The sequence below is a fragment of the Sphingobium sp. C100 genome, from assembly GCF_000508185.1.
In the GTDB taxonomy this organism is placed as follows: domain Bacteria; phylum Pseudomonadota; class Alphaproteobacteria; order Sphingomonadales; family Sphingomonadaceae; genus Sphingobium.
Genome location: NZ_AYOY01000163.1, coordinates 1 through 19,164, shown reverse-complemented (window position 1 = coordinate 19,164; position 19,164 = coordinate 1). Strand labels below are relative to the sequence as shown.

The window sequence follows — 19,164 nt, the reverse complement described above, 5'->3', positions numbered from 1 at the left end:
GCACCACGGCGTTCAGGGCGCTAGCAGGCTGACCATCAAAGCCATATTTTCCTCGATGCTCAGCAACCCCTTTTCCGGCCGCAGTTGGCCTTGGGCTTCCAGCAGCACCCGGCCATGCATCGCGGCCAGCAGCAGACTAGCAAGGCTCCTGGTCGGTGCGTCGGGAAGCGCGTTTGCGCTTTTGCATTCATCTACCATGAGCACGATCTCAGACAGGCAGGCCGTGCTCTGCACCTGCAGCTCGGGATGTTCCCGTACGAGCGTCGGCGCGCCGAAGACGAGCCGGTATCGCGAGGGCCGCTCGAGGCAAAACGCGATAAGAGCGCCGATGGCGGCCAACAGCTTGTCGCCGGGCGATGATGCCGAGACGCGTATCTCGACAAATTTCGTAGTCAGGATATCGAGGTCCGAGGTGGCGACAGCCGCGAGCAGGGCGTCACGGTTCTTGAAGTGTTTGTACGGGGCATTGTGCGAGACGCCGGCCGTATGGCCGACGCCCAGTAGAGTGACGGCCTGCTCGCCCCCTGCGTCGAGCAATTTCGCTGCGGCCTCAACCAGCTTGTCCCGGGTGGTCATCTAAGTCTTTCGGGCTCGTCCTCAGGGGTCAGCCGCACGAGCGCTTTGATGTCTCACCACAACGCATCGGCCAAGGCACGGTCATAGCTCATCTCGGCCGACCGCCTTTCACGGACGGCACCATCCTTCCATTGGAAATAGCGTCCAGAAAGGACATCGCCCGAGGTTGCGAGGTGCGCGAGCGCCCTGCCGGACTGAACCAGATCGCCCAGGGTCAGGCCCACTCGTTTCATCAGCCAGCGGACCGGCCGGGAGCTGATCAGCGCCCGCGCAGGCCTTGGCACATCCCTGAGCAAACCGGTTGCTGCCGATCGCCCCCGGATCATATGCGATAGAGGAAATGCCGATGCCGGCTGCGCTGAGCCGCCGGCCGAGCTCGTAAGCGTGCAGCACCACGCGGAGTTTCGAAGTGGTGTAGCGCTTGCCGCCGGGCAGCGGCTCGTTCCCTTCCAATCCGTCTTCGCAAGGGCGATCGCATCCGGCTTCACCGCGCTGCCGATAAACCTGCCGTCCGTGGTACCGGGATCGTGAGTGCCGCTTGCGGTGAACACGACTCGGCCATCGTCTTCGAGGCCGTCGAGCAGAAGCTGCACCAGTAAGAAGTGGCCAAAGTAGTTGGCAGCGAAGGTCCGCTCGTAGCCGTCGTCGGTATAGGTCGGCGCGCCGCGGAGCGTCGCGCCTGCGTTGCACAGGATCGCCTGCAGCCGACTGATCGGCCGGCTATCGATCATCTGACGGCACTGTGCGGCGGCCTCGCGCACCGATCTCAGCGACGACACATCCATGGTGAGCACCGTCGCTTGCACGCTGGATCTCGAGCGCAAGGCAGACGCCGCCTCTTCGAGGCGTGAAGGGTCGCGGCCAGCGAGGACGATATCGAAACCTTTTGCCGCAAGCTCCTTGACGCATTCGAAACCGATGCCGCCATGGCCGCCAGTAATGAGAATGCTGGTACCGGTCGTTGACAACGTCAACCTAATGCTAATCGAGGTTGAGGTTGTCAACCTATGGGTCCGTGTCGATGCGAGCGCACGACGAGAGTGGCACGATGCCCGGCATCTCGCCTAAGGCCAACCGGCACTTAACAGATGCTTCTCACAGGTCCTCTACCGCGACCAAATGCGATCGAGCGCATGTCCGACGCGTCGCCACGCGCCACAACCGCCTCGACATCTATTTCCGCGCGGTCGGCTGCATCGCGGCGACCGTCAGCCATTGTTTATGATTCCGGACCCTACATTTGGCCTGGAGCGCGCCGTACGACGCCGATCATCGGCAATCCGGACGCAAAGCTCGATAGCGCGCTTAAGTGCCGGGTTCTCATTGCTCGAACTCCAGATGCCGGACATTATAACGGTGTCCGATACCTCAGCGAGTGGCCGGAAGGTCACACCGGTGTAGATCGCTCCAAGGCTGGATTCGGTTGTCAATGAAAGCCCAGATCGCTTGGCAACCAAGCCCATCAGGTTTTCTCGCCCCACTCCATGCACGACGATGCTCGGCCGGAAACCGATCGCCCAAAGCTGCTTGATGAGAAAGTCCTGGATTTCAGGGCCGGGGCCGCCGGCGCTGACAATGAAATCCTCGTGGCGGATGTCATCCCAGCAAACTGTTGGCTGATCGGCCAAAGGATGATCGGAAGACATCACGACGTAAATCCTCTCCTGCCAGAACGTTTTGGAAATGCAGTTAGGCGCCCGGGGATCTCCTGAGACGAAAGCCAGATCAAGCCGACCGGAAATGGCGCCAGCAATATTGGCCTCGGCAGTGTCTTCGTCCAAGATAAGTTTGATCGCGGGATATTTGACCCGGAACTCGGCAAGTAACTCGCTGAGGAACCCGCTGGATATCGACGTAAATAATCCTATCTTCAGGCTTCCCGCCTCTCCTTTGCGGGCGGCTGCCATTTCATCCGCTGCTCGCTGAACGCCACGGGCCATCGCCGCGGCTTCCTTGAGGAAGTGCTCGCCCCCGGCGGTGAGACGTACTCCACCGTGGTGCCGTTCAAAAATGCGCGCTCCAAGGCGGTGCTCAAGTAGTTGCACCCGACGGCTGACCGTGGATTGCGGCACGCCCAACACCAGAGCGGCGCGTCGAAAACTGCCGTATTCCGCGGTAACGATCGCATAGCGTAGGAAGCGTAGGTCGAGGGTAAGGTCAGGCATGCGTTGCCCATCCAGCAGAACTCCTTCTGCCCTGCCTTGCGGCGCTGCCGTATTGATATTGGGTGTATCGCGCCTCCGTCATCTTACTCGACGGGCACATGCTGCCGCGACGAAAAGCGGACGATGTGGGAAGGGACAGGATGCCTGCGCCTGATCCGGTAGACCGCGGCAGGAGGCAGGTTGGCGAGCGTGCCGCCGATCCGTTCCGCCTCGAGCCCAAGATGATCCAGCAGCCGCTGCGGCACGGGGCAACGAGGGCCATAGGTAAACTGATAGAATGCGCCGTCCGGCTCCATCTTGCGGAACGCGCCGGTCAGGATGGCGATTACCTTGCGTGGCGGCATCGATAGCAGCGGCAGCCCGCTGACGACGGCGCCGGCCGATCTCCCGTCGAAGAGGTCGACCGTCCGCAGGCGGGCGGCGTCCATCCAGAGCGTGCGCGCACGCGGATAATGGAAATGAAGCGCGGCGGCGAACTCGGATCCGAATTCAATCAGCGCGAGATCTTCCTGTGTGACACCCCGGGCGATCAGGGCGCGCGTGAACGCTCCGGTTCCCGGGCCCAGCTCGATCACCGGCCCGGTGTTGTGGGAGATTTTGGAGGTGATAAGGTTGGCAAGCGATCTCGACGATGGCGCGATTGCGGCGACGCGCAGGGGGTTCTTGAGCCACGCCTGGAAGAAGCCGAACGCTTCCGCCATACGCTGGCGTTGGGGTGACGACGCGGCTGATCGCGCGCATCTGCGAGGTGTCAGATCTTGCATGGCACGGTCCCCGCTTTGCGGTGGGCGCCAACCCGTCGCACGATCCAGAACACGAATACCTCCGCAATTAGCAAGCAGCCGAGAGCAGTCAGGGCGAGGACCGTCGAGTTCGCCGACTCGATCGAGTGCGAAGCGTAAAATCCAATGCCGATGAAAAGGCCATTCCAGACCGCAATGCCGGCCGCCGAAGCCGTCAGGACACTGCGGGAGTTCCCACGCGAAAGGGCGGCGAAGGCCGGAGCGACGAGCCTTACTGTCGGCACGAGCTGGAGTGCAAAGGCCAGTGCGATCTGGCTCCGGTGAACGGAAGCGATTCCGCGCTCAACGCGATCGACGGACATCCCGAAAAGTCGGCCAGCTCTGTTAAGGAGGCGCGTCGATCGCGCGTCGCCCAGCCTCCGGACAGCGTAGAAGCAGGCGGCGCAGCCGAACATGCTGCCAGCAGCCGTCGAAAGAAAGGCAGCCGGCAGCGGCCAGTCCCCGTCTGCCGCGCCGATCCCGACCGCGAGTAGCAGCCCGTAGGATGGGATCACCGGCACGAAGCGCTCGGCCAGGGCAACGGCGAACAGACCAACGAGCCCATAGGCGCCAATCCACGCCATGACTGCTCCTACTGGGTCAAAATCCATAGGCATATCCTCCTTTAGTTGAGGCGAGCGGTTGCGTTCGCCGGGCATGGATGGCGCTACCGCCTCCGTCGCGCGGAGCAACGGAGGAGCGACACGATGAAGACGCCCGCTATCGGACTGACGGCCACGGTTGCCTGGAGCGCAGGGCGTGGTGCACCGGACATGCGACGCCCTAGAACCGGTAGGCGATCGAGAGGCCGCCGCTCGGTTGCCAGCGGCGTCCATCTTCGGTGACGGGGCTGTCGGCGATATCGCCGACGAGGTAGTTTGCTCCGATCCTTCCCGTGACGCCGAAGCGCTCGCTGAACCAGTATCCGGCCGTAACGCCGACACCGACATCCTTGATGCCGGACCCCGGGCTGTAGGCGGCCAGACCGCTGGCAGCGGAGTCAGCCGAGGTGACGCCGAAATAGGTGCGCGCATAGTCCTGGTTCACCCAGGTCGTTTGCGCGTCGAGCGACAGGAAGAAATCGTCGCGACGAACCGCAGCGTAGCTGGCGCTCGCCGTCGCGAGGAGCCCGTCATGGACGCCCGAGACATCGTGGACGATGGAAAGCTCCATCGCCAGTGCGCCCTCGCCGCTCTCGTCGCCGCCGAAACGATAGCCGATGAATCCGCCCGCCTCGATCGCCGTGTCGATGTCCGGCAACAACCCAACCGCGCCGTCCACGTCGCTTCTTGGCAGGCGCGCGCCGATGACGGGTCCGATCGAAAGGCGCGGATCGGACGCGAGGTCGACCCGCGCCCGAAGCCCGCGGATTTCCAGATTGATGTCGCCCCAGTGGACGTCCGCCTGCACGAAGGGGATCGCGCGGAGATCCTCGGCCCCGTCATATTCGGGAACCACGCCCGCGCCGACCGCGACGACGCCGTGGGGGCCGTTGTCGGGCGGCGCTGCCTGGGCGTTGGCGCTGGTGGATGACAAGGCTGCGCCACCGACGAGCAGGATGGGACGGACTACACGCATTATCGAAACTCCTTCTGCAGGGAGGTGGGGTCCCCGAAGGCGCCCGCCTTGTTCGCGGTGCGCCTTCGGGGGGGGGGGGAAGGCCGCCGGTGAAATGGGGGCGCGGCGACCTCCGATCGGATCGGCGGGAGTGGGCCGGCTATCCGCGATCCGGGTTCAGTTCGAGGCGATCGAAGCAGCGATGGCTGGCTTCGTCCGCCCCACGGGTGTGATGTCTTGCGGATCGCGATCGCCTCAGAAGAAGCCGCCATTGGCGAACACGAGCTGCCCGTTGATCCATTCGCTGTCGCCAGAGCACAGCCCGGCAATGGCGTTGGCGATATCCTCCGGCTCACCGATGCGGCCATAGGGCGTCATCTGCGCGGCCTGGGCACGCTGCGGGGGCGGCACGTCGAGCAGCGACGTGTTGGTCGGCCCGGGCGCGAGCGCGTTGACGGAGATGCGGCGGCCGGCGAGTTCCTTGGCGAGGCAGCCGGCGTAGATCTCCTGGGCGGCCTTGGTCGCGGCGTAGCCGCCATGGGTCGGCCGACGCGCGCGGATCGAGGTCGAAGAGAGCGTGATGATGCGACCGCCGTCGCGGGTGCGCCGCGCCGCCTCCCGCAGCACGTTGAAGCTGCCCTTCACATTGGTGGCGATCATCCGGTCGAAGGCTTCGTCTGTGAACTGGGCGAAGGGTGCGACGTTCATGATCCCGGCGTTGCTGATCACCACATCGACGCCGCCGAAGGCCTCGTCATTGGCGTCGAACAGGGCCTTGACCGCCGCCGGATCGGCGACATCTGCCTGGCGGAAGATGGCGCGGCCGCCGGCTACCTCGATATCGCGCACGACCTGAGCGGCCAGATCGCGGTTGGTGAAATAGTTCACCGTCACCGCATAACCGTCGCGCGCCAGGCGCTTGGCGGTCGCGGCGCCGATGCCGCGCGACGAGCCTGTGACGATGGCGGCCCGCCCAGTGCCAGGCAATGCGCCGGTACCAATCTCGGAGGTCTGTGCCGAGGCCACACCCCCGAGGGCGAGGGCTGCGGGCGCGGCGGCGGTGAGCGCCAGGAAGGTGCGGCGGGCGTTATCGGTATCGGACACTGGAAAGTCTCTCTTTCTCAAAATTTCGCGAAAGCCTGTTGGTGCGGCCATAGGTTCGCGTTCGGCCGTTACTGCCGCCCGAGCCAGGCGGCGATGCGCTGGTTTGCGATCATCATGGCGACGCTGGTCAGGACGCTTGCGATGGGCACGATGAGCAGACCGAGCCCCAAGCCATTCGAAATCTCGGCGGCTGTCGCTCCATCGCTGATCATGCCGACGATGAGAGGACCAAGCGCTGGCCCCAGAAGCCCGGAGCCGATCATCGCGAGGCTCGTCGCCATCGCTTCCCTGCCCTTGCCGGCCACCAGGTGTGCAGCGCCGAAGCACCAGGGCAGCAGAAAGGCGAAGGACAGCATGCCGGGCACGAAGAGCAGGATGGAGAGCCACCCGACCGGTGCGAACAGCGCCGCAGCGGTCGTCATGCTCGCGACCATGAAGAGGATGGCGGGCGGACCGAGAACGCGGCCGGTACCGGAGCGCACGGCGCGGTCGAACAGTCGCCCGCCGATCAGGGTTCCGCAAATTCCCATTGCGCCCTGCAGCAGTCCGAACGCCAGTCCGGCCTCGCTGGCGCTATAACCATGCGTGCGGATCAGGAAGGGAACCGCGAAGGCGTAGAAAGGTGCTGCGGCGAAGCCGAGTGTGACCGAGCCGATGAACAGCCAGCGGAATGGCGGGGACGAAAGCAATCGCAGGCTCGCCTTCAGGAAGGGCTCGCTATTGGCGATCGAACGTTTGAGCGGCGGGGTCGGGCCGATGACGACGAGGGCCAGCAGACCGATCAGCGCGCTCATAGCGCCGGCACCGACCAGTGCTGTCCGCCAGCCCAGCGTGTCGCCGATCGCGCCGCCGACGGCGAAGCCCACCATGGTGCCGAGCGGAATGCCCATTGAGAAGATGCCGATCGCCAGACCGCGGCGTTCGGGCGGGATCTTGCGGGCGATGATCGCATGGCTGGAGGGCGTGCCCCCGGCCTCGCCAAAGGCGACGCCGAAGCGGGTGAAGGCGAGAAACAGGAAACTCATCGCCATGCCGCCGAGCAATGTCATCGCGCTCCACAGCAGGATGCACAAAACGAGGACGAAGCGGGGCGATCCGCGATCGGCGATGCGGGCGAGTGGCATCGACAGCAGCGTGTAGCAGACCGCAAAGGCGATGCCGGTAAGCAGACCCACCTCGGTATCACTCAGATCGAGGTCTTCCTTGATCGACTCTGCCAGGACAAACGGAAGCATCCGGTCGATCTGGGAAGTGGCGCTTACTAGAAAAAGTGAAATGAACAACACCGGGACGCGCCATCCATGAACGTGTTCATCGCCGCTCGCCTTCGATACAATGGGCAGTCTATTCTGCTGATCTATTGACGACGCGGCGGTTTCTGTCATGTTTGGAGCGTCCCTGGCTGTGACTGGCATCACCAAGCTAGAGGAAGTCACCAATGACCAGAATGCCGGATATCTCAAGAAACTTGCCTATTCCTACAAGCCGCGATAGACTGCCGGCTGAAGGGCGAGTGCTGCGCTGGCCTCGATACCCAGTGGAGGCTCGCGTGTCGTCATCGCTTCTGGGCGGGATCACCGCTTACATCGAAAGTCAGGGCGGCGGTGAAGGGCTGTTTCCGACGCAGATCGAGAGCGTCAATATCATCCGTTCCTACCAGCAGCGGATGCCGATGCGGCAGATATACCGACCGTCGCTCTGCGTCGTGGCCCAAGGAGCAAAGGAAATCCTCTTCGGCGACGAGACACTCCGCTACGGCGACATGGAGTGTCTGGTCGTCAGCATGGAAATGCCGGCCAGCGGGCGGGTCGTCGAGGCGACCGAGCAGTCGCCCTATATCGGCGTCACCATCGATCTCGACGTGACGATGCTACGCGAGGTGCTGGAACAGTTGGAGACGCCGCCCCTCCCACCTGCTGCGCCGGGTCCATGCGTGTTCGTCGGCAAGGTCGACGAACCGCTGGCGGAATGCGTGCTGCGCCTGATCCGGATGTCGCAGACGCCGAAGGCGATCCCGATCCTCTATCCGTCGATCATGCGCGAGATCTGCTACTGGCTTCTGAGCGGCCCGCACGGGGCCGAACTCTGCAGTCTGGCCGTGCCGGAATCGAATTTCATGCGGGTCGCGAAAGCGATCTATTTTCTGCGCGCCAATTTCGCCCAGACGCTGCGTGTGGAGCAAATGGCCGAGGTGGCGCGCATGAGCCCGTCATCGTTCCATCAGCACTTCAAGCAGCTCACCTCGGTGACGCCGCTCCAGTTCCAGAAGCAGTTGCGCCTGCTCGAGTCGCGGCGGCTGATGGTGGCGGACGCTGCAAGCGTCGAGGAGGCCGCCTACAAGGTCGGCTACGAAAGTCCTTCGCAGTTCAGCCGCGAATATTCCCGGATGTTCGGCGTCGCGCCAAAGCAGGACGCGCTGAACCATCAGCGCATGTACAGCCAGTACGCCAGCCGCAAGGCGCGAACTGCCTAAGCGCGTGTTGCGGGAGGCGGCTCCGCGCCGGCGCGCCCGGAGCCGCTTTCCTGATCTGCGAACAGAATTGCCATGACTGGCGCAGACGGGGAAGTATCCCCCAGGCTCCCAGTCGCCGGCCAGCGCCCATTACATCAGGTTTTCCTGCGCGGCCTGGTAGACGGTTTTCACGACCGGCTGAAATCCAAGACTGCGCGCAAGCGAGACATCCATGTGAAGGTGCCAGGGATTGTCGAGCGGCACTGAAGACGGTTCCATTGCTCCGCCGGCCAGCGTGACAAGCTCGTAGATCGAGGTCGGTGCCTCATCGGCGATGTTGACGATGCGTCCATCCATCGCGCCGGTCAGGGCCAGGCTCATGGCGGTTGCGATGTCGCGATGATGCACCATGCTCATTCTTTGGGCGGGATGCATTTTGAAATTGGCGACCAGTCGGGGCAACTCTTCTAGATGTCCGTCCTGTTCGCCATAAACGAAGCCGAACCTTTGGATCGACCAGTTCAGCCCGCTTTCGCGCAACGTGTTCTCGGCAGCGAGCTTGCTGGCCGGATAGGCCTGTTGCGGGTCAGCTGCATCGTCCTCGCGGCCAGGCCGCGGGCTGTCCGCGTTATAGACATTGGACGTACTTGCCAGGATGAAGCGCGCCTCGGGCGCATTTGCCTTCGCCGCAGCTATGAGGTTGCGCGCGCCCTCGAGGTTGCTCCTCCAAATCAGATCGGTGTCGGGCGTTCGAAAAACCGCGGCGAGATGGATGATCGTAGACACGCCGTCCACCACCCTTATCAGCGAATCCGGATCGAGAAGGTCCGCTTCCACCGCGCTCACGCCGTCAGGCGCCGCCTTGCCGCCGCGCATAAGCGCGCGGCAATTCGTTCCTGCCTCGACAAGGCGTGGAAGAAGTCGGGCTCCGACGAGCCCCGTTGCACCGGTCACCAGGATTGTCATGCGGTTGTTCCTTTCTGAAGAAGGTTCTCGAGGCGCTCCGTCGCGGTTTGTAGAACCCGGACTGCGACCGCGATTTCGGCATCGTCGATGCCGTCGAAGGCGACCGAGCGGATGAAAGAGAGATCGGGCAACTCGCCCCAAAGCGTCGCGCCGGCGGCGGTAATGCGCAGGAGCTTCTGGCGCTGATCGACACGGTCGGCCTCTTGCTCGACGAGACCCTTGCGCACGAGCGTTGCGACGATGCCGGTCATTGTCGCCCGTTCGATCGCGAGCAACCGCACGAGATCACGCTGCATGGTCGGCCCGACAGTCGCGAGCTGGTAGAGCACGTACCACTGCACGGAGCCGAGATCATAAGGACGCAGGACGGAATCCATGACTGCCCGGCCAGCGAAATAGCACCGCTTTGCCCAGGCTCCGATGAGGTCGCGATCCTCGCTTTTCCGCCTCTCAACCATCGCTGCGTCTCCAATCTCGCTAGCTACCTAGCAAATATGTAAGGTACCTAGCGAGTGTCAAGGGGGTCCGCTTCGCTCGAGCGCGTTTTCAGATGGCTTGGGTGCCGGTCCTCGAATCCTATCCCGTCAAGATTTGGGTAAGAATTCACTGGCCAGGACTTACCTCAATTCAGCTGGAGGATCAGGCAGGAAATTCGCGGTAATCGGTATTCGCCGTCGTGAAGCCGGCGGGTAGCTTCACGGCGCATTGCCTCGGGGAGCGGTTGGGCTCGGTTCCACATCGCGCTTTCCGAGGTGAACGGCGGATCGCTCCGCAGGCATGAAGTTTCGGCCGGCGCGCGAAATCTTCCGCGCCGCTCCCACACACGCGCCAATTCATCGATAAGGAAACACATGATGCTCAAATCGCTAACAGGGCCTTTGCTGGCCGCAGCGCTCACGGCGGGAATGACAGGTCTCCCGGTTGGAGAGGCTTTCGCACAGGCATCTTCGCCGGATCAGATTGTCGGCGTCTGGGAATCCGATGACGGCAATCTTAAGCTTGAGGTGTTCGACGCCGGCGAAACCTATGCCGCCCGGGTCCTCTACGGAAAGCTTCTGATGGAGGCCGACGGCAAGACCTTCAAGAAGGATACACTCAATCCGGACCCGAACCTTAGAAGCCGCTCCCTGGAGCGAGCCGTTCTCGTGACCAACCTCAAATGGGATGCCGCTGACGGTCGGTGGGAAGGCGGTAATTTCTACAGCGGTGCAACTGGTCAGACCCACTCCGCTCGAGCAACGCTGGTGAGCGGAAAACTGGAACTTCGCGCATATATGGGCACCGCCATACTCGGTCGGACCATGGTGCTTCGCCGCGCACAATGAGTGCAGGATTTAAGACAATCCCTATAGCGGACAGTTCATCGATCGTTGATCGTGAACCGACCGGGCCAACTGGCAGCACTCATGCTGCAGCCTTGCGCTGGAGCGCTCGGCTGCTCGTGGCCGCGAGCTGGATCAGCGGTGCCATCTTCGCCACCTACATCCTCGCATTCTTCGGCGGCGTCGCGTTAGGCGGAGCCGCCGAGCGATGGAACGAGTCTCTTCCCGATTTATACGGAGGGAGTGCATTGCTTTCTACGGCAGCCATCGGCGCACACTTCATGGCCGGGGGCGTGCTCCTGTTGCTCGGACCTGTTCAGTTGATCGGGAGCGTGCGCCGCAATGTGCCGGGCCTCCATCGCTGGCTGGGCCGAATCTACGTTATTTCGGCCGGGTTAGCTGGTCTGGGTGGGCTTGGCTTCATATTGGGAAAAGGCACGATCGGTGGCCCGCTGATGGATGTGGGCTTCGGCATCTACGGCGCGTTGATGGTGCTCTGCGCCGCCATGGCCTACGCCCGCGCCCGGGCTGGCAATTACGACGAGCATCGTGCCTGGGCGATCAGGCTGTTTGCGCTGACGGTCGGCTCCTGGCTGTACCGGATGGAATATGGCGCCTGGTTCTTGGCCTCCGGTGGCATTGGAACGGCGAGCGGCTTTACCGGCTGGTTCGACGCGATCATGATGTTCTTCTTCTACGTCCCCAATCTCATCGTTGCTGAACTCTTCATTCGGGCGCGCCGGCGGGATCGCGGAGCGGTTGCCGGCTTTGCGGCAGCAACGGTGCTCCTGGCAGCAACCGCCTTCATAATCTTCGCGACCTGGAGCTTCACCGCGCGCAGTTGGGGCCCAAGAATGATCAGCGGCATCACGGAAGCGGCACTGTAGGCCATCCGCCAAGCGGTACTGCCATGCCAGATGATCCTGTTACCGTGCGAACCTGAGCACCATCAGAACATCTGCCGTTGTTTGCCCTCCCGGGGCCGGTGCAAGCCGCACAAATGTAGGATCAGGCACGCTTTTTACTGGTTCTGGCATGGACGGTTGCCGCGCCTCGGGCATCCTTCCGAAGAGGACAAAAAAGCGGGTGCGTAGAGACCATCAAAGCTCAAGATCTCCGCCGAGCGGTCGAAAAGGCAAGGATGATTGATGACCAAATGGACGACAAATAACATTCCACCACAACACGGCCGTTCGGCAGTCGTCACCGGCACCGGAGGGCTGGGTTTCGAGACGGCGCTGGCCTTGGCGCGCGCCGGCGCTAACGTTGTGATCGCCGGACGCAATCCCCAGAAGGGCGCTGATGCCGTCGCGGCGATCAGAAATGCCGTCTCTGGCGCGCAGGTCCGGTTCGGCAAGCTGGACCTTGCGAACCTTGCTTCGATCGCTGAATTCGCCGCGCAGCTCGCACAGGAGCAAGATGGCCTCGAACTCTTGATCAACAACGCGGGTGTTATGAGAACGCCGGAGCGTCGCGAGACCAGCGATGGCTTCGAGCTACAACTGGGCACGAACTATCTCGGCCATTTCGCTCTCACCGCGCATCTGCTGCCGCTCCTGAAGAGGGGGCAAAAGCCACGCGTCGTGACTGTGGGCAGCGTGGCGGCGCGGTGGGGAGCGATTAACTTCGACGACCTTCAGGCCGAGGGCGGTTACAAGCCGATGCAGGTTTACAGCCAGTCGAAGCTGGCCTGCATCATGTTCGCCTTTGAACTGAACCGACGCAGCGAGGCGACCGGATGGGGCGTGCAGAGCGTGGCGGCGCATCCCGGCATCTCACGCACCGACCTGATACCGAACGGGCCGGGCTGGTCGAGCCTACCGGGGTTCGCGCGACGCTATCTATGGTTTCTCTATCAGCCCGCATGGCAGGGCGCATTGCCCGCGCTCTTTGCGGCGACAGAACCGGCGGCGCGGAGCGGCGCTTACTACGGGCCTGACCGGCTTGGCGGGACGCGAGGCCATCCGATCCAGGAGAAACCTCCTCGCCAAGCGCTGGACACAGCCGTCGCGGCTCGCCTCTGGGAGACTTCGCTGGAACTGACCAACGTGGACATACGTGTAGGACGCCCGCAAGCCTTGACCGCGCCAACCTAATGGCCTCGGCAAGTCGGCATCTACTTTCTTTGGATATTCCTCGACAGCCAAATGGATGTAGGAATAGGCATGTTTTTTGCCAAATCAGGCATGGAGGTTTGGTGCCGCAGCCGTTCTATTGAGGGAGGTAAAAAAGCGGGCGCGTTGAGACAATCCTCACCCGAAGTCTCGCTGAACTTTTGAGAAGGCGTAGACTTCACAATGACCAAATGGACGACAAGCAACATTCCACCGCAACACGGCCGTACGGCGGTCGTCACCGGCACTGGAGGATTGGGCTACGAGGACGCGTTGGCCTTGGTGCGAGCCGGTTCAAGTGTCGTGATCGCCGGGCGCAACGCGCGAAAGGGCGCTGAGGCCGTGGCCGCGATCAAGCAAGCTATCCCTGGCGGACAAGTGCGGTTTGGGGAGGTGGATCTTGCCAACCTCGCCTCGATCGCCGAATTCGCCGCGCAACTCGCGCGGGAACAAGCCAGCCTCGATCTTCTGATCAACAATGCCGGTGTCATGACGCCGCCGGCGCGTCGCGAGACTAAAGACGGCTTCGAGTTGCAGTTCGGAACCAACTATCTCGGTCATTTTGCGCTCACGGCGCATCTGATGCCGCTCCTGAAGAAAGGGCAGAACCCACGCGTCGTGACCCTCGGCAGCGTCGCGGCACGCCAAGGAGCGATCAACTTCGACGACTTGCAAGCTGAGCGCGACTACAAGCCGATGCCGGTTTACAGCCAATCGAAGCTCGCCTGCATCATGTTCGCATTCGAATTGAGCCGGCGCAGCAAGGAGGCCGGATGGGGCGTCGAGAGCCTGGCGGCCCACCCCGGTATCTCGCGCACCGATCTGCTCCCGAACGGAGCCGGACAGACGAGCGCGCCCGGGATGGCGCGCCGCTTCCTGCCGTTCCTGTTCCAGCCTGCGTGGCAGGGCGCATTACCCACGCTGTATGCGGCGACCGCGCCTGCAGCGCGCGACGGCGCCTACTACGGACCTGACAGGTTGGGCGGGACGCGTGGCTATCCGACCGAAGAGAAGCCTCCCATGCAAGCGCTCGATGCCTCAGTGGCGGCGCGCCTCTGGGATGCGTCTCAGGAACTGACGAACGTGACGTTCGCGTAAACCGTCCAGGTGTTGGGTACTGTTTTACATCGGGAAGGCAAGTGACACGGTTGAGCTAAAGCCGGTGACGATCGACCGGATACTCCCGTTCATGCCGATCGCAAACGAGTGCATCGCCACTGACCCTTTGCAAACACTGACATCGCCTAACCATCCAAAATTCCATTATTCAAAAGGATTCCTTAAATGACATACACGCGCGGAGGGAACGGGCCTGGCAAAGCCAAAGCATCGGGGTTGTCGCGCCGTTCATTTGTTCGATACGGCGCGGCAGGCCTTGCTGTTGCGGCCGTGGGCGGCGGCGTCGCCGTCTGGGCGAACAGGCCACCCGTTTCCCCGCGTCAGCAGGGACTGCCGAGGATCCCCGATTGGACGGCGGCCGACATCCCCTCGCTGCGAGGGCGCTCGGCACTGGTCACCGGCGGCAATGGTTATCCCGTGGGCGACCGCAGCGGACTGGGCTTTTATGACGCCCTTGAACTCGCTCGCGCCGGGGCGGACGTAACCATCGCATCCCGGAAGCAGGAACGGGGCGAGGAAGCGGTCAGACACATAAGGAGCATCGTTACCGGTGCTGCGATCCGCTTCGAGACGCTCGATCTTTCAGACCTCGCTTCGGTCGCCGGCTTTGCGGAGCGGATGCGCGCGTCCCGGGGAAGTCTGGATATTCTCGTCAACAATGCCGGCGTCATGGGGCGGAAAAGTCGCGAAGTGAGCGCAAACGGATTTGAGCGGGTTTTTGCCACGAACACGCTCGGTCATTTTGCGTTGACTGCCCGGCTGCTGCCGCTGCTGCGCGAAGGCCAGTCCCCACGCGTCGTCTGGGTTTCCAGCAGCCGCTCGTTCATGGGTGCTATCAACTTTGCCGACCTGCAACTGGTTCAGGACTACGACTATGGGGCGGCTTACGACAACTCCAAGCTCGCCAACCTCTTGGTTGGCTTCGAGATGCAGCGGCGCAGCGTGGCGGAAGGCTGGGGTATCTCGTCGATAGCTGCCCATCCCGGTATCGCCCGCACGAACCTTGTCCCGGACGGTCCTGGCCCGGACAGCCTCGAAGGGCGCAATCACAGATACATGCCGTTCATGTTCCAGACGGCAGCCCAGGGCGCCTTGCCGACCCTGTACGCGGCAACGTCGCCGCAAGCGTCGGCTGGCGGATATTACGGCCCTAACGGGGTGATGGGGCTGGGCGGCTTACCCGGCTGGGCCGGGATTCCTGAAAAAGCCGACGACCAGCAAGTTGCGGCGAGGCTGTGGACCACACTTGAGCAACTTGGCGACGTGACATTCGGGCGAATGGGCTGATGCACAAAGTTCTCGCTCGATGCGCAATCCACTGTGCGCGTTGATCTTGTGCCCCTGTGAATAGCCCTAGGCTGTGCGTCTCAATGCACAGTCTGGCTCTCAAGTTGACCGCCGTCGAATGCTGGAGAATCCACGGTCGGTTGCAATAAACCGCTCTAACATCGGGACAACCAGACGAATTGGATCGGTGACGGGCTGGCCCGTTTCGCTGGCCAGAATTTCGGCGTAAGCGACAAGATCGCGATGCAGCGCCGCAGGCAGTTCCAGTGTGACTTTCACCGGCCTCTCATCGGCGATTGGTCCGAGTTTCAGCTTCACCTTCACGATCCTCCATAGGGTTCGAGCACCAAATCCCGCGTGACGATGACCCTGACAGGGAAACCCGGCCGGATTGTCAGCGTTGGCGCAACGTTGAGTTGGTGTCGGACGATCTGCTGGCCGGCGTCATCGATGGTGTCCTGGCCCCCGTTGCGGATCGCCTGAATCAGACGGTCATCGTCGTCGGCCGCGAGTTCGGCTCCGACGCTGAGCAGCGTCGAGAGCCCTGCCGCCTTGGCGAGATCCCACCAGTGATAATCGACGCCGTCCTGCAAGCCGGCATATCCCTCGGCATCGGCGCCCGGCTGGCGCTCCAGCACAATGCTGCGGCCGTTCGGGAAGATCAGTCGATTCCAGACCAGGAGGACGCGGCTCTGCCCGAACTGGACGTTATTGTCGTACTGGCCGATGACGCGTGTGCCTTGGGGCACGAGGAGGATGCGACCCGTCGGGCTATCGTAGATATTTTCCGTCACCTGGGCGGTGATCTGGCCGGGGAGATCTGAACGGATGCCGGTGATCAGTGCGGCGGAAATCACGGCGCCCGCTTGCAGTACGTTGGGCGACGCCGGCGCGGCGACGCGATCGGGCGCGACGGTACGCCGATCGGCCGCGGCGTTGAGGAAGGCGTTCTGCCGATCCTGCGCCGTGGGTGTTGACGGCGGAGGGGCCAGCCCCAGGCTTGTGAGATCGGGCGTTGGTTGCACGCCGGGCGTTGTCTGGGATGGGGTTGCTGCCGCCGTCCGGGTTTCGGTGGCGGCGAACAGCCGCGCCGTGCGTGCCGATTCAAGCTCCTGAATGCGCCGCTGCTCTTCTGGACTGAGACCAGGGTTGGGCGTGCTGACGCCGGCTGTCGGTACGGGCTGGCCGCGGTTCTGTGCACCAAGGATGGGGCGGCCGAGGTCGCCGGGAAGCGGCGGGCCAAGCTGAGGCACGCCGCTATAGTCGCGTGGCAAGCCGGCGATGCCATCGGCTGTCGAGCGGTTCTCGGTGGAGTAGAGTTCCTCGTTCGGCCGACCGTCATCGCGGGTCTGAAGCGCATAGATGAGCGCGCCGCCGATTCCGACGCTGGCGACGAGGCCGAGGCCCGTCAACACCTTTCGCGACAGGCGGGTGACGCGCGGCGGTTCCGCGCGCAGCCGCATGGCCGCAGGGCTGACTGGCTCTCCGGTCAGCGGCCGGGCATCGTCATCCGGCTCTTCTTCTTTCCGGGGCTCCGTCTCGCTCACGACGCCGGCCTCCCATCGGTGCGCACGATGCGCACGCGCTTCTGGCGGTCGCCGGAGCCGAACCGCAGCTCGGCGGCGGCGAAGAGCCGATCGACGATCATGTGGTGGCCGCGCACCCGGTAGTTCACCAGTTCGGAGGTGTTGCCCTCGGGGCCGACGACGAAGAGCGGCGGCATCTCGCCCTGACCGATCCCGCGCGGGAATTCGATGAAGACCTGGCGGCCGTCGTCGAAGGCGCGCAGCGGCCGCCACGGCGCACGGTCGCCGTCGATTGCGTAGCGGAAGTTGACGTTGGCTAGGTCGACTCCGGATGCGACCGGCTGCGCGGCCTCGGCTTGGCTGTTCTGGCGGCGCAGCGCGATGAGCTGGTCCTGCGGATAGTGCCAGGAGACCGAGGCCATGTAGGTCCGCTCGGTCGAGCGCAGCTCCATGTGATAGGTGCGCAGGTTGGTGTTGATGACGAGGTTCGTCATCAGGTCCGGCCGGGTCGGCTTCACCAGGATATGGACCTGAAGCGTTGGCCCGGAACCGCTCTGCGTATCACCGATGATCCAGCGCACTGTGTCGCCGGCGGCGACCGGGCCGGAGCCCACGAGCTGCTCTCCGGGCTGCAACGCAATGTCGGTGATCTGCCCGACGGCGGTATAGACCTGATAGAGCGCGCCTTGGGTGAAGGGATACACCTGCATCGAATTGATGAAGCCATCGCGCACCGGCTGAATGCGGGCTGCAGCATTGGCCTGGTTGACCCGCGCTGTCGGATCGGTCGGTTCGGGTGCCTGACGGGAGCGCTCCACCGGTTTCATCTGCCCGGGCAGCGGTAGGGGCCGGGGCAGTTCCACGACTGTTACCGGCGCAGGGGGATCCACCGTCTGCACCGCAGGAGCGGCGTTGTCGTAGGAGATTTCCGGCGGTGGATTGGTGGTGGCGCAGCCGGCGAGCGCGGACGTCGCCACCAGCAGGATCGGCAATGCGCCTCGGCGCAAAGCCGGGATTGCGGAAATGTGTGAAGCCGGGCTTCCGGCTTTACGGAAAGACGGCTTCATTGACCAAGCTCCCGTGACCAGTTGATGGCGTTGACATAGATGCCGAGCGGGTTCGCCCTGAGCCGATCGGCGTTGCGCGGGACCTGCTCGACGATCGTCAAGATCGCGGTCCAGCGCTCGGTCGTGGCGAGTTGGCCGTTCTCGTAACGGCGCTCGACCCACGCGACACGGAAGCTATCTGGAGACGCGCGGATGACGCTCGAGACTTCCACCGCGACCTGCTGTCGGCCGACCTTGGTGAACGGGTCGTTGGCCCGCGCGTAGTCGTTCAGCGCTACCGCGCCGCGGTCGGTGGTGAAGTCGTAGGCGCGCAGCCAGTTCTGCCGCACGATGATGGCGTCGGCCGGGATCGAGCGGACCTGCTCGATAAAGCGCGCCAGGTGGAAGGCAATCTGGGGATCGGTCGGACGATAGTCGGCGACAGCCGGCGCGACGGCCTGGGCCTGGCCAAGCCGGTCGACCTGCACCACCCAGGGGACGATCGTGCCGCGTGCCGATTGCCAGACCAACGCGGCGGCGAAGCCGGCGGAGAGGATCAGCGAGCCGAAGGCCATCAGCCGCCAGTTCTTGGCCTGTACGCGCGAGGCGCCGATCCGCTCGTCCCAGACCTGTGCGGCGCGCTGATACGGCGTCTCGGGTTCGGGGGCTTTACCATAGTGGGTGGAGGGTCGTTTGAACATCAGCGGTCGCCTTCGGAGAGATTGACGGAAGAGCCGCCGCCATGGGCGTCTCCGGAGCGCACAGCGTGGGCGGTTGCCTGGACGGCGGGGGTCATGCGTTGGGAATGGCGCATGCGCTGTGCCCATGCGGGCGGTCCGCCCGCGGGTGCCGGTGCGGCCGAGCCGCCGCCGTCGCCGGCTGCGTCGCCACCGACCGATCCCATCGTCGAGGATCCGCCAGTCGTTTCGAACGCCGCCTTGCCGCCGGAGTTGAAGCTGGAGCGCATGCTTTCGGCGGCGCGTGAGGCGGCGCGGCGCAGCGGTGAGATAGCCGCGTTGCCACCTGCCCGGGCGACACCGCCGAGACCTGACGCGACGCTACTGGCGCCTGACTGGCCGGCTGCGCCGAGGCTGTAGGCCGTGGATGCGCCACCCGCCATCGCCGCGCCGCCCCGGGCCGCGGCTGCC

General features: G+C 63.7%; 20 protein-coding genes and 1 pseudogene. 6 read left to right on the top strand and 15 right to left on the bottom strand.

Annotated elements, in window-relative coordinates:
• Window positions 1-12 precede the first annotated feature (12 nt).
• The 8 genes from C100_RS39960 to C100_RS39925 form a co-directional block, all read right to left on the bottom strand.
• On the bottom strand, window positions 13-576 hold the full coding sequence (locus C100_RS39960) for a TetR/AcrR family transcriptional regulator (RefSeq protein WP_024020741.1): 564 nt from the start codon (window positions 574-576) through the stop codon (window positions 13-15).
• Window positions 577-629: 53 nt separating this feature from the next.
• Window positions 630-1,550: an SDR family NAD(P)-dependent oxidoreductase gene (locus C100_RS39955; RefSeq protein ID WP_024020740.1), complete on the bottom strand. Its 921-nt coding sequence runs from the start codon at window positions 1,548-1,550 to the stop codon at window positions 630-632.
• 234 nt (window positions 1,551-1,784) lie between these two features.
• A complete protein-coding gene (locus C100_RS39950) occupies window positions 1,785-2,741 on the bottom strand; it encodes a LysR family transcriptional regulator (protein ID WP_024020739.1) in 957 nt (318 codons plus the stop codon).
• A gap of 83 nt (window positions 2,742-2,824) precedes the next feature.
• Window positions 2,825-3,442, bottom strand: coding sequence for a class I SAM-dependent methyltransferase (locus tag C100_RS39945; RefSeq protein WP_024020738.1), 618 nt, complete (start codon window positions 3,440-3,442; stop codon window positions 2,825-2,827).
• Window positions 3,443-3,492: 50 nt separating this feature from the next.
• Window positions 3,493-4,134: a DedA family protein gene (locus tag C100_RS39940; RefSeq protein ID WP_052028332.1), complete on the bottom strand. Its 642-nt coding sequence runs from the start codon at window positions 4,132-4,134 to the stop codon at window positions 3,493-3,495.
• A gap of 172 nt (window positions 4,135-4,306) precedes the next feature.
• A complete protein-coding gene (locus C100_RS39935) occupies window positions 4,307-5,101 on the bottom strand; it encodes a MipA/OmpV family protein (RefSeq protein WP_024020736.1) in 795 nt (264 codons plus the stop codon).
• Between the two features lie 234 nt (window positions 5,102-5,335).
• A complete protein-coding gene (locus C100_RS39930; RefSeq protein WP_024020735.1) occupies window positions 5,336-6,184 on the bottom strand; it encodes an SDR family oxidoreductase in 849 nt (282 codons plus the stop codon).
• 68 nt (window positions 6,185-6,252) lie between these two features.
• Window positions 6,253-7,470 carry an MFS transporter gene (locus C100_RS39925; protein WP_442800322.1) on the bottom strand — a complete coding sequence of 406 codons (1,218 nt, stop codon included), beginning with the start codon at window positions 7,468-7,470 and terminating at the stop codon, window positions 6,253-6,255.
• Window positions 7,471-7,733: 263 nt separating this feature from the next.
• On the opposite strand from C100_RS39925, the gene C100_RS39920 reads away from it, so the two are divergent.
• Window positions 7,734-8,657, top strand: a complete 924-nt coding sequence (locus tag C100_RS39920) for an AraC family transcriptional regulator (protein ID WP_024020732.1) — start codon at window positions 7,734-7,736, stop codon at window positions 8,655-8,657.
• A 129-nt stretch (window positions 8,658-8,786) separates the two neighbouring features.
• Here C100_RS39920 and C100_RS39915 read toward each other — a convergent pair whose 3' ends face one another.
• Entirely contained in the window at window positions 8,787-9,602 is an 816-nt protein-coding gene (locus tag C100_RS39915; RefSeq protein ID WP_024020731.1) for an NAD-dependent epimerase/dehydratase family protein, read from the bottom strand.
• Window positions 9,599-9,979, bottom strand: coding sequence for a MarR family winged helix-turn-helix transcriptional regulator (locus C100_RS39910; protein ID WP_235219110.1), 381 nt, complete (start codon window positions 9,977-9,979; stop codon window positions 9,599-9,601). The genes C100_RS39915 and C100_RS39910 overlap by 4 nt, the downstream gene beginning before the upstream one ends.
• A 474-nt stretch (window positions 9,980-10,453) precedes the next feature.
• Between C100_RS39910 and C100_RS39905 the strand changes: the two genes are divergently transcribed.
• The 5 genes from C100_RS39905 to C100_RS39885 all read left to right on the top strand — a co-directional run bounded on the left by C100_RS39905 (window position 10,454) and on the right by C100_RS39885 (window position 15,444).
• Complete coding sequence (locus tag C100_RS39905) at window positions 10,454-10,927, top strand: DUF2147 domain-containing protein (protein WP_024020729.1); 474 nt, start codon at window positions 10,454-10,456, stop codon at window positions 10,925-10,927.
• A gap of 92 nt (window positions 10,928-11,019) precedes the next feature.
• Window positions 11,020-11,811, top strand: a complete 792-nt coding sequence (locus C100_RS39900; RefSeq protein ID WP_235219109.1) for a DUF2306 domain-containing protein — start codon at window positions 11,020-11,022, stop codon at window positions 11,809-11,811.
• A gap of 261 nt (window positions 11,812-12,072) precedes the next feature.
• Window positions 12,073-13,020, top strand: a complete 948-nt coding sequence (locus tag C100_RS39895; protein ID WP_024020727.1) for an SDR family oxidoreductase — start codon at window positions 12,073-12,075, stop codon at window positions 13,018-13,020.
• 201 nt (window positions 13,021-13,221) lie between these two features.
• On the top strand, window positions 13,222-14,136 hold the full coding sequence (locus C100_RS39890) for an SDR family oxidoreductase (RefSeq protein ID WP_024020726.1): 915 nt from the start codon (window positions 13,222-13,224) through the stop codon (window positions 14,134-14,136).
• A 186-nt stretch (window positions 14,137-14,322) separates the two neighbouring features.
• The gene (locus tag C100_RS39885) at window positions 14,323-15,444 is read left to right on the top strand and encodes an SDR family oxidoreductase (protein WP_031309845.1); all 1,122 of its coding nucleotides are present in this window, start codon (window positions 14,323-14,325) and stop codon (window positions 15,442-15,444) included.
• Window positions 15,445-15,543: 99 nt separating this feature from the next.
• On the opposite strand, the gene C100_RS47950 is transcribed toward C100_RS39885, so the two are convergent.
• From C100_RS47950 to C100_RS0124965, 5 genes and pseudogenes are all read right to left on the bottom strand, one after another.
• The gene (locus C100_RS47950) at window positions 15,544-15,768 is read right to left on the bottom strand and encodes a DUF2274 domain-containing protein (RefSeq protein ID WP_235219108.1); all 225 of its coding nucleotides are present in this window, start codon (window positions 15,766-15,768) and stop codon (window positions 15,544-15,546) included.
• Entirely contained in the window at window positions 15,765-16,991 is a 1,227-nt protein-coding gene (locus C100_RS39880) for a TrbI/VirB10 family protein (RefSeq protein WP_024020724.1), read from the bottom strand. The genes C100_RS47950 and C100_RS39880 overlap by 4 nt, the downstream gene beginning before the upstream one ends.
• Window positions 16,988-18,037, bottom strand: coding sequence for a P-type conjugative transfer protein TrbG (trbG, locus tag C100_RS39875; protein WP_031309844.1), 1,050 nt, complete (start codon window positions 18,035-18,037; stop codon window positions 16,988-16,990). The genes C100_RS39880 and trbG overlap by 4 nt, the downstream gene beginning before the upstream one ends.
• A complete protein-coding gene (gene trbF, locus C100_RS39870) occupies window positions 18,034-18,717 on the bottom strand; it encodes a conjugal transfer protein TrbF (RefSeq protein ID WP_024020722.1) in 684 nt (227 codons plus the stop codon). Before trbF ends, trbG begins: the two co-directional genes overlap by 4 nt.
• Window positions 18,717-19,164 (bottom strand): annotated as a pseudogene (locus tag C100_RS0124965) (P-type conjugative transfer protein TrbL); the annotation flags it as partial. The pseudogene C100_RS0124965 and the gene trbF, both read right to left, overlap by 1 nt.

Coding starts and splice junctions, on each gene's coding strand:
- C100_RS39895 (WP_024020727.1), top strand. CDS start 12,073: ATGACCAAATGGACGACAAATAACATTCCACCACAACACGGCCGTTCG.
- C100_RS39915 (WP_024020731.1), bottom strand. CDS start 9,602: ATGACAATCCTGGTGACCGGTGCAACGGGGCTCGTCGGAGCCCGACTT.
- C100_RS39950 (WP_024020739.1), bottom strand. CDS start 2,741: ATGCCTGACCTTACCCTCGACCTACGCTTCCTACGCTATGCGATCGTT.
- C100_RS39910 (WP_235219110.1), bottom strand. CDS start 9,979: ATGGATTCCGTCCTGCGTCCTTATGATCTCGGCTCCGTGCAGTGGTAC.
- C100_RS39960 (WP_024020741.1), bottom strand. CDS start 576: ATGACCACCCGGGACAAGCTGGTTGAGGCCGCAGCGAAATTGCTCGAC.
- C100_RS39885 (WP_031309845.1), top strand. CDS start 14,323: ATGACATACACGCGCGGAGGGAACGGGCCTGGCAAAGCCAAAGCATCG.
- C100_RS39935 (WP_024020736.1), bottom strand. CDS start 5,101: ATGCGTGTAGTCCGTCCCATCCTGCTCGTCGGTGGCGCAGCCTTGTCA.
- C100_RS39905 (WP_024020729.1), top strand. CDS start 10,454: ATGATGCTCAAATCGCTAACAGGGCCTTTGCTGGCCGCAGCGCTCACG.
- C100_RS39945 (WP_024020738.1), bottom strand. CDS start 3,442: ATGGCGGAAGCGTTCGGCTTCTTCCAGGCGTGGCTCAAGAACCCCCTG.
- trbF (WP_024020722.1), bottom strand. CDS start 18,717: ATGTTCAAACGACCCTCCACCCACTATGGTAAAGCCCCCGAACCCGAG.
- C100_RS39940 (WP_052028332.1), bottom strand. CDS start 4,134: ATGGATTTTGACCCAGTAGGAGCAGTCATGGCGTGGATTGGCGCCTAT.
- C100_RS39890 (WP_024020726.1), top strand. CDS start 13,222: ATGACCAAATGGACGACAAGCAACATTCCACCGCAACACGGCCGTACG.
- trbG (WP_031309844.1), bottom strand. CDS start 18,037: ATGAAGCCGTCTTTCCGTAAAGCCGGAAGCCCGGCTTCACACATTTCC.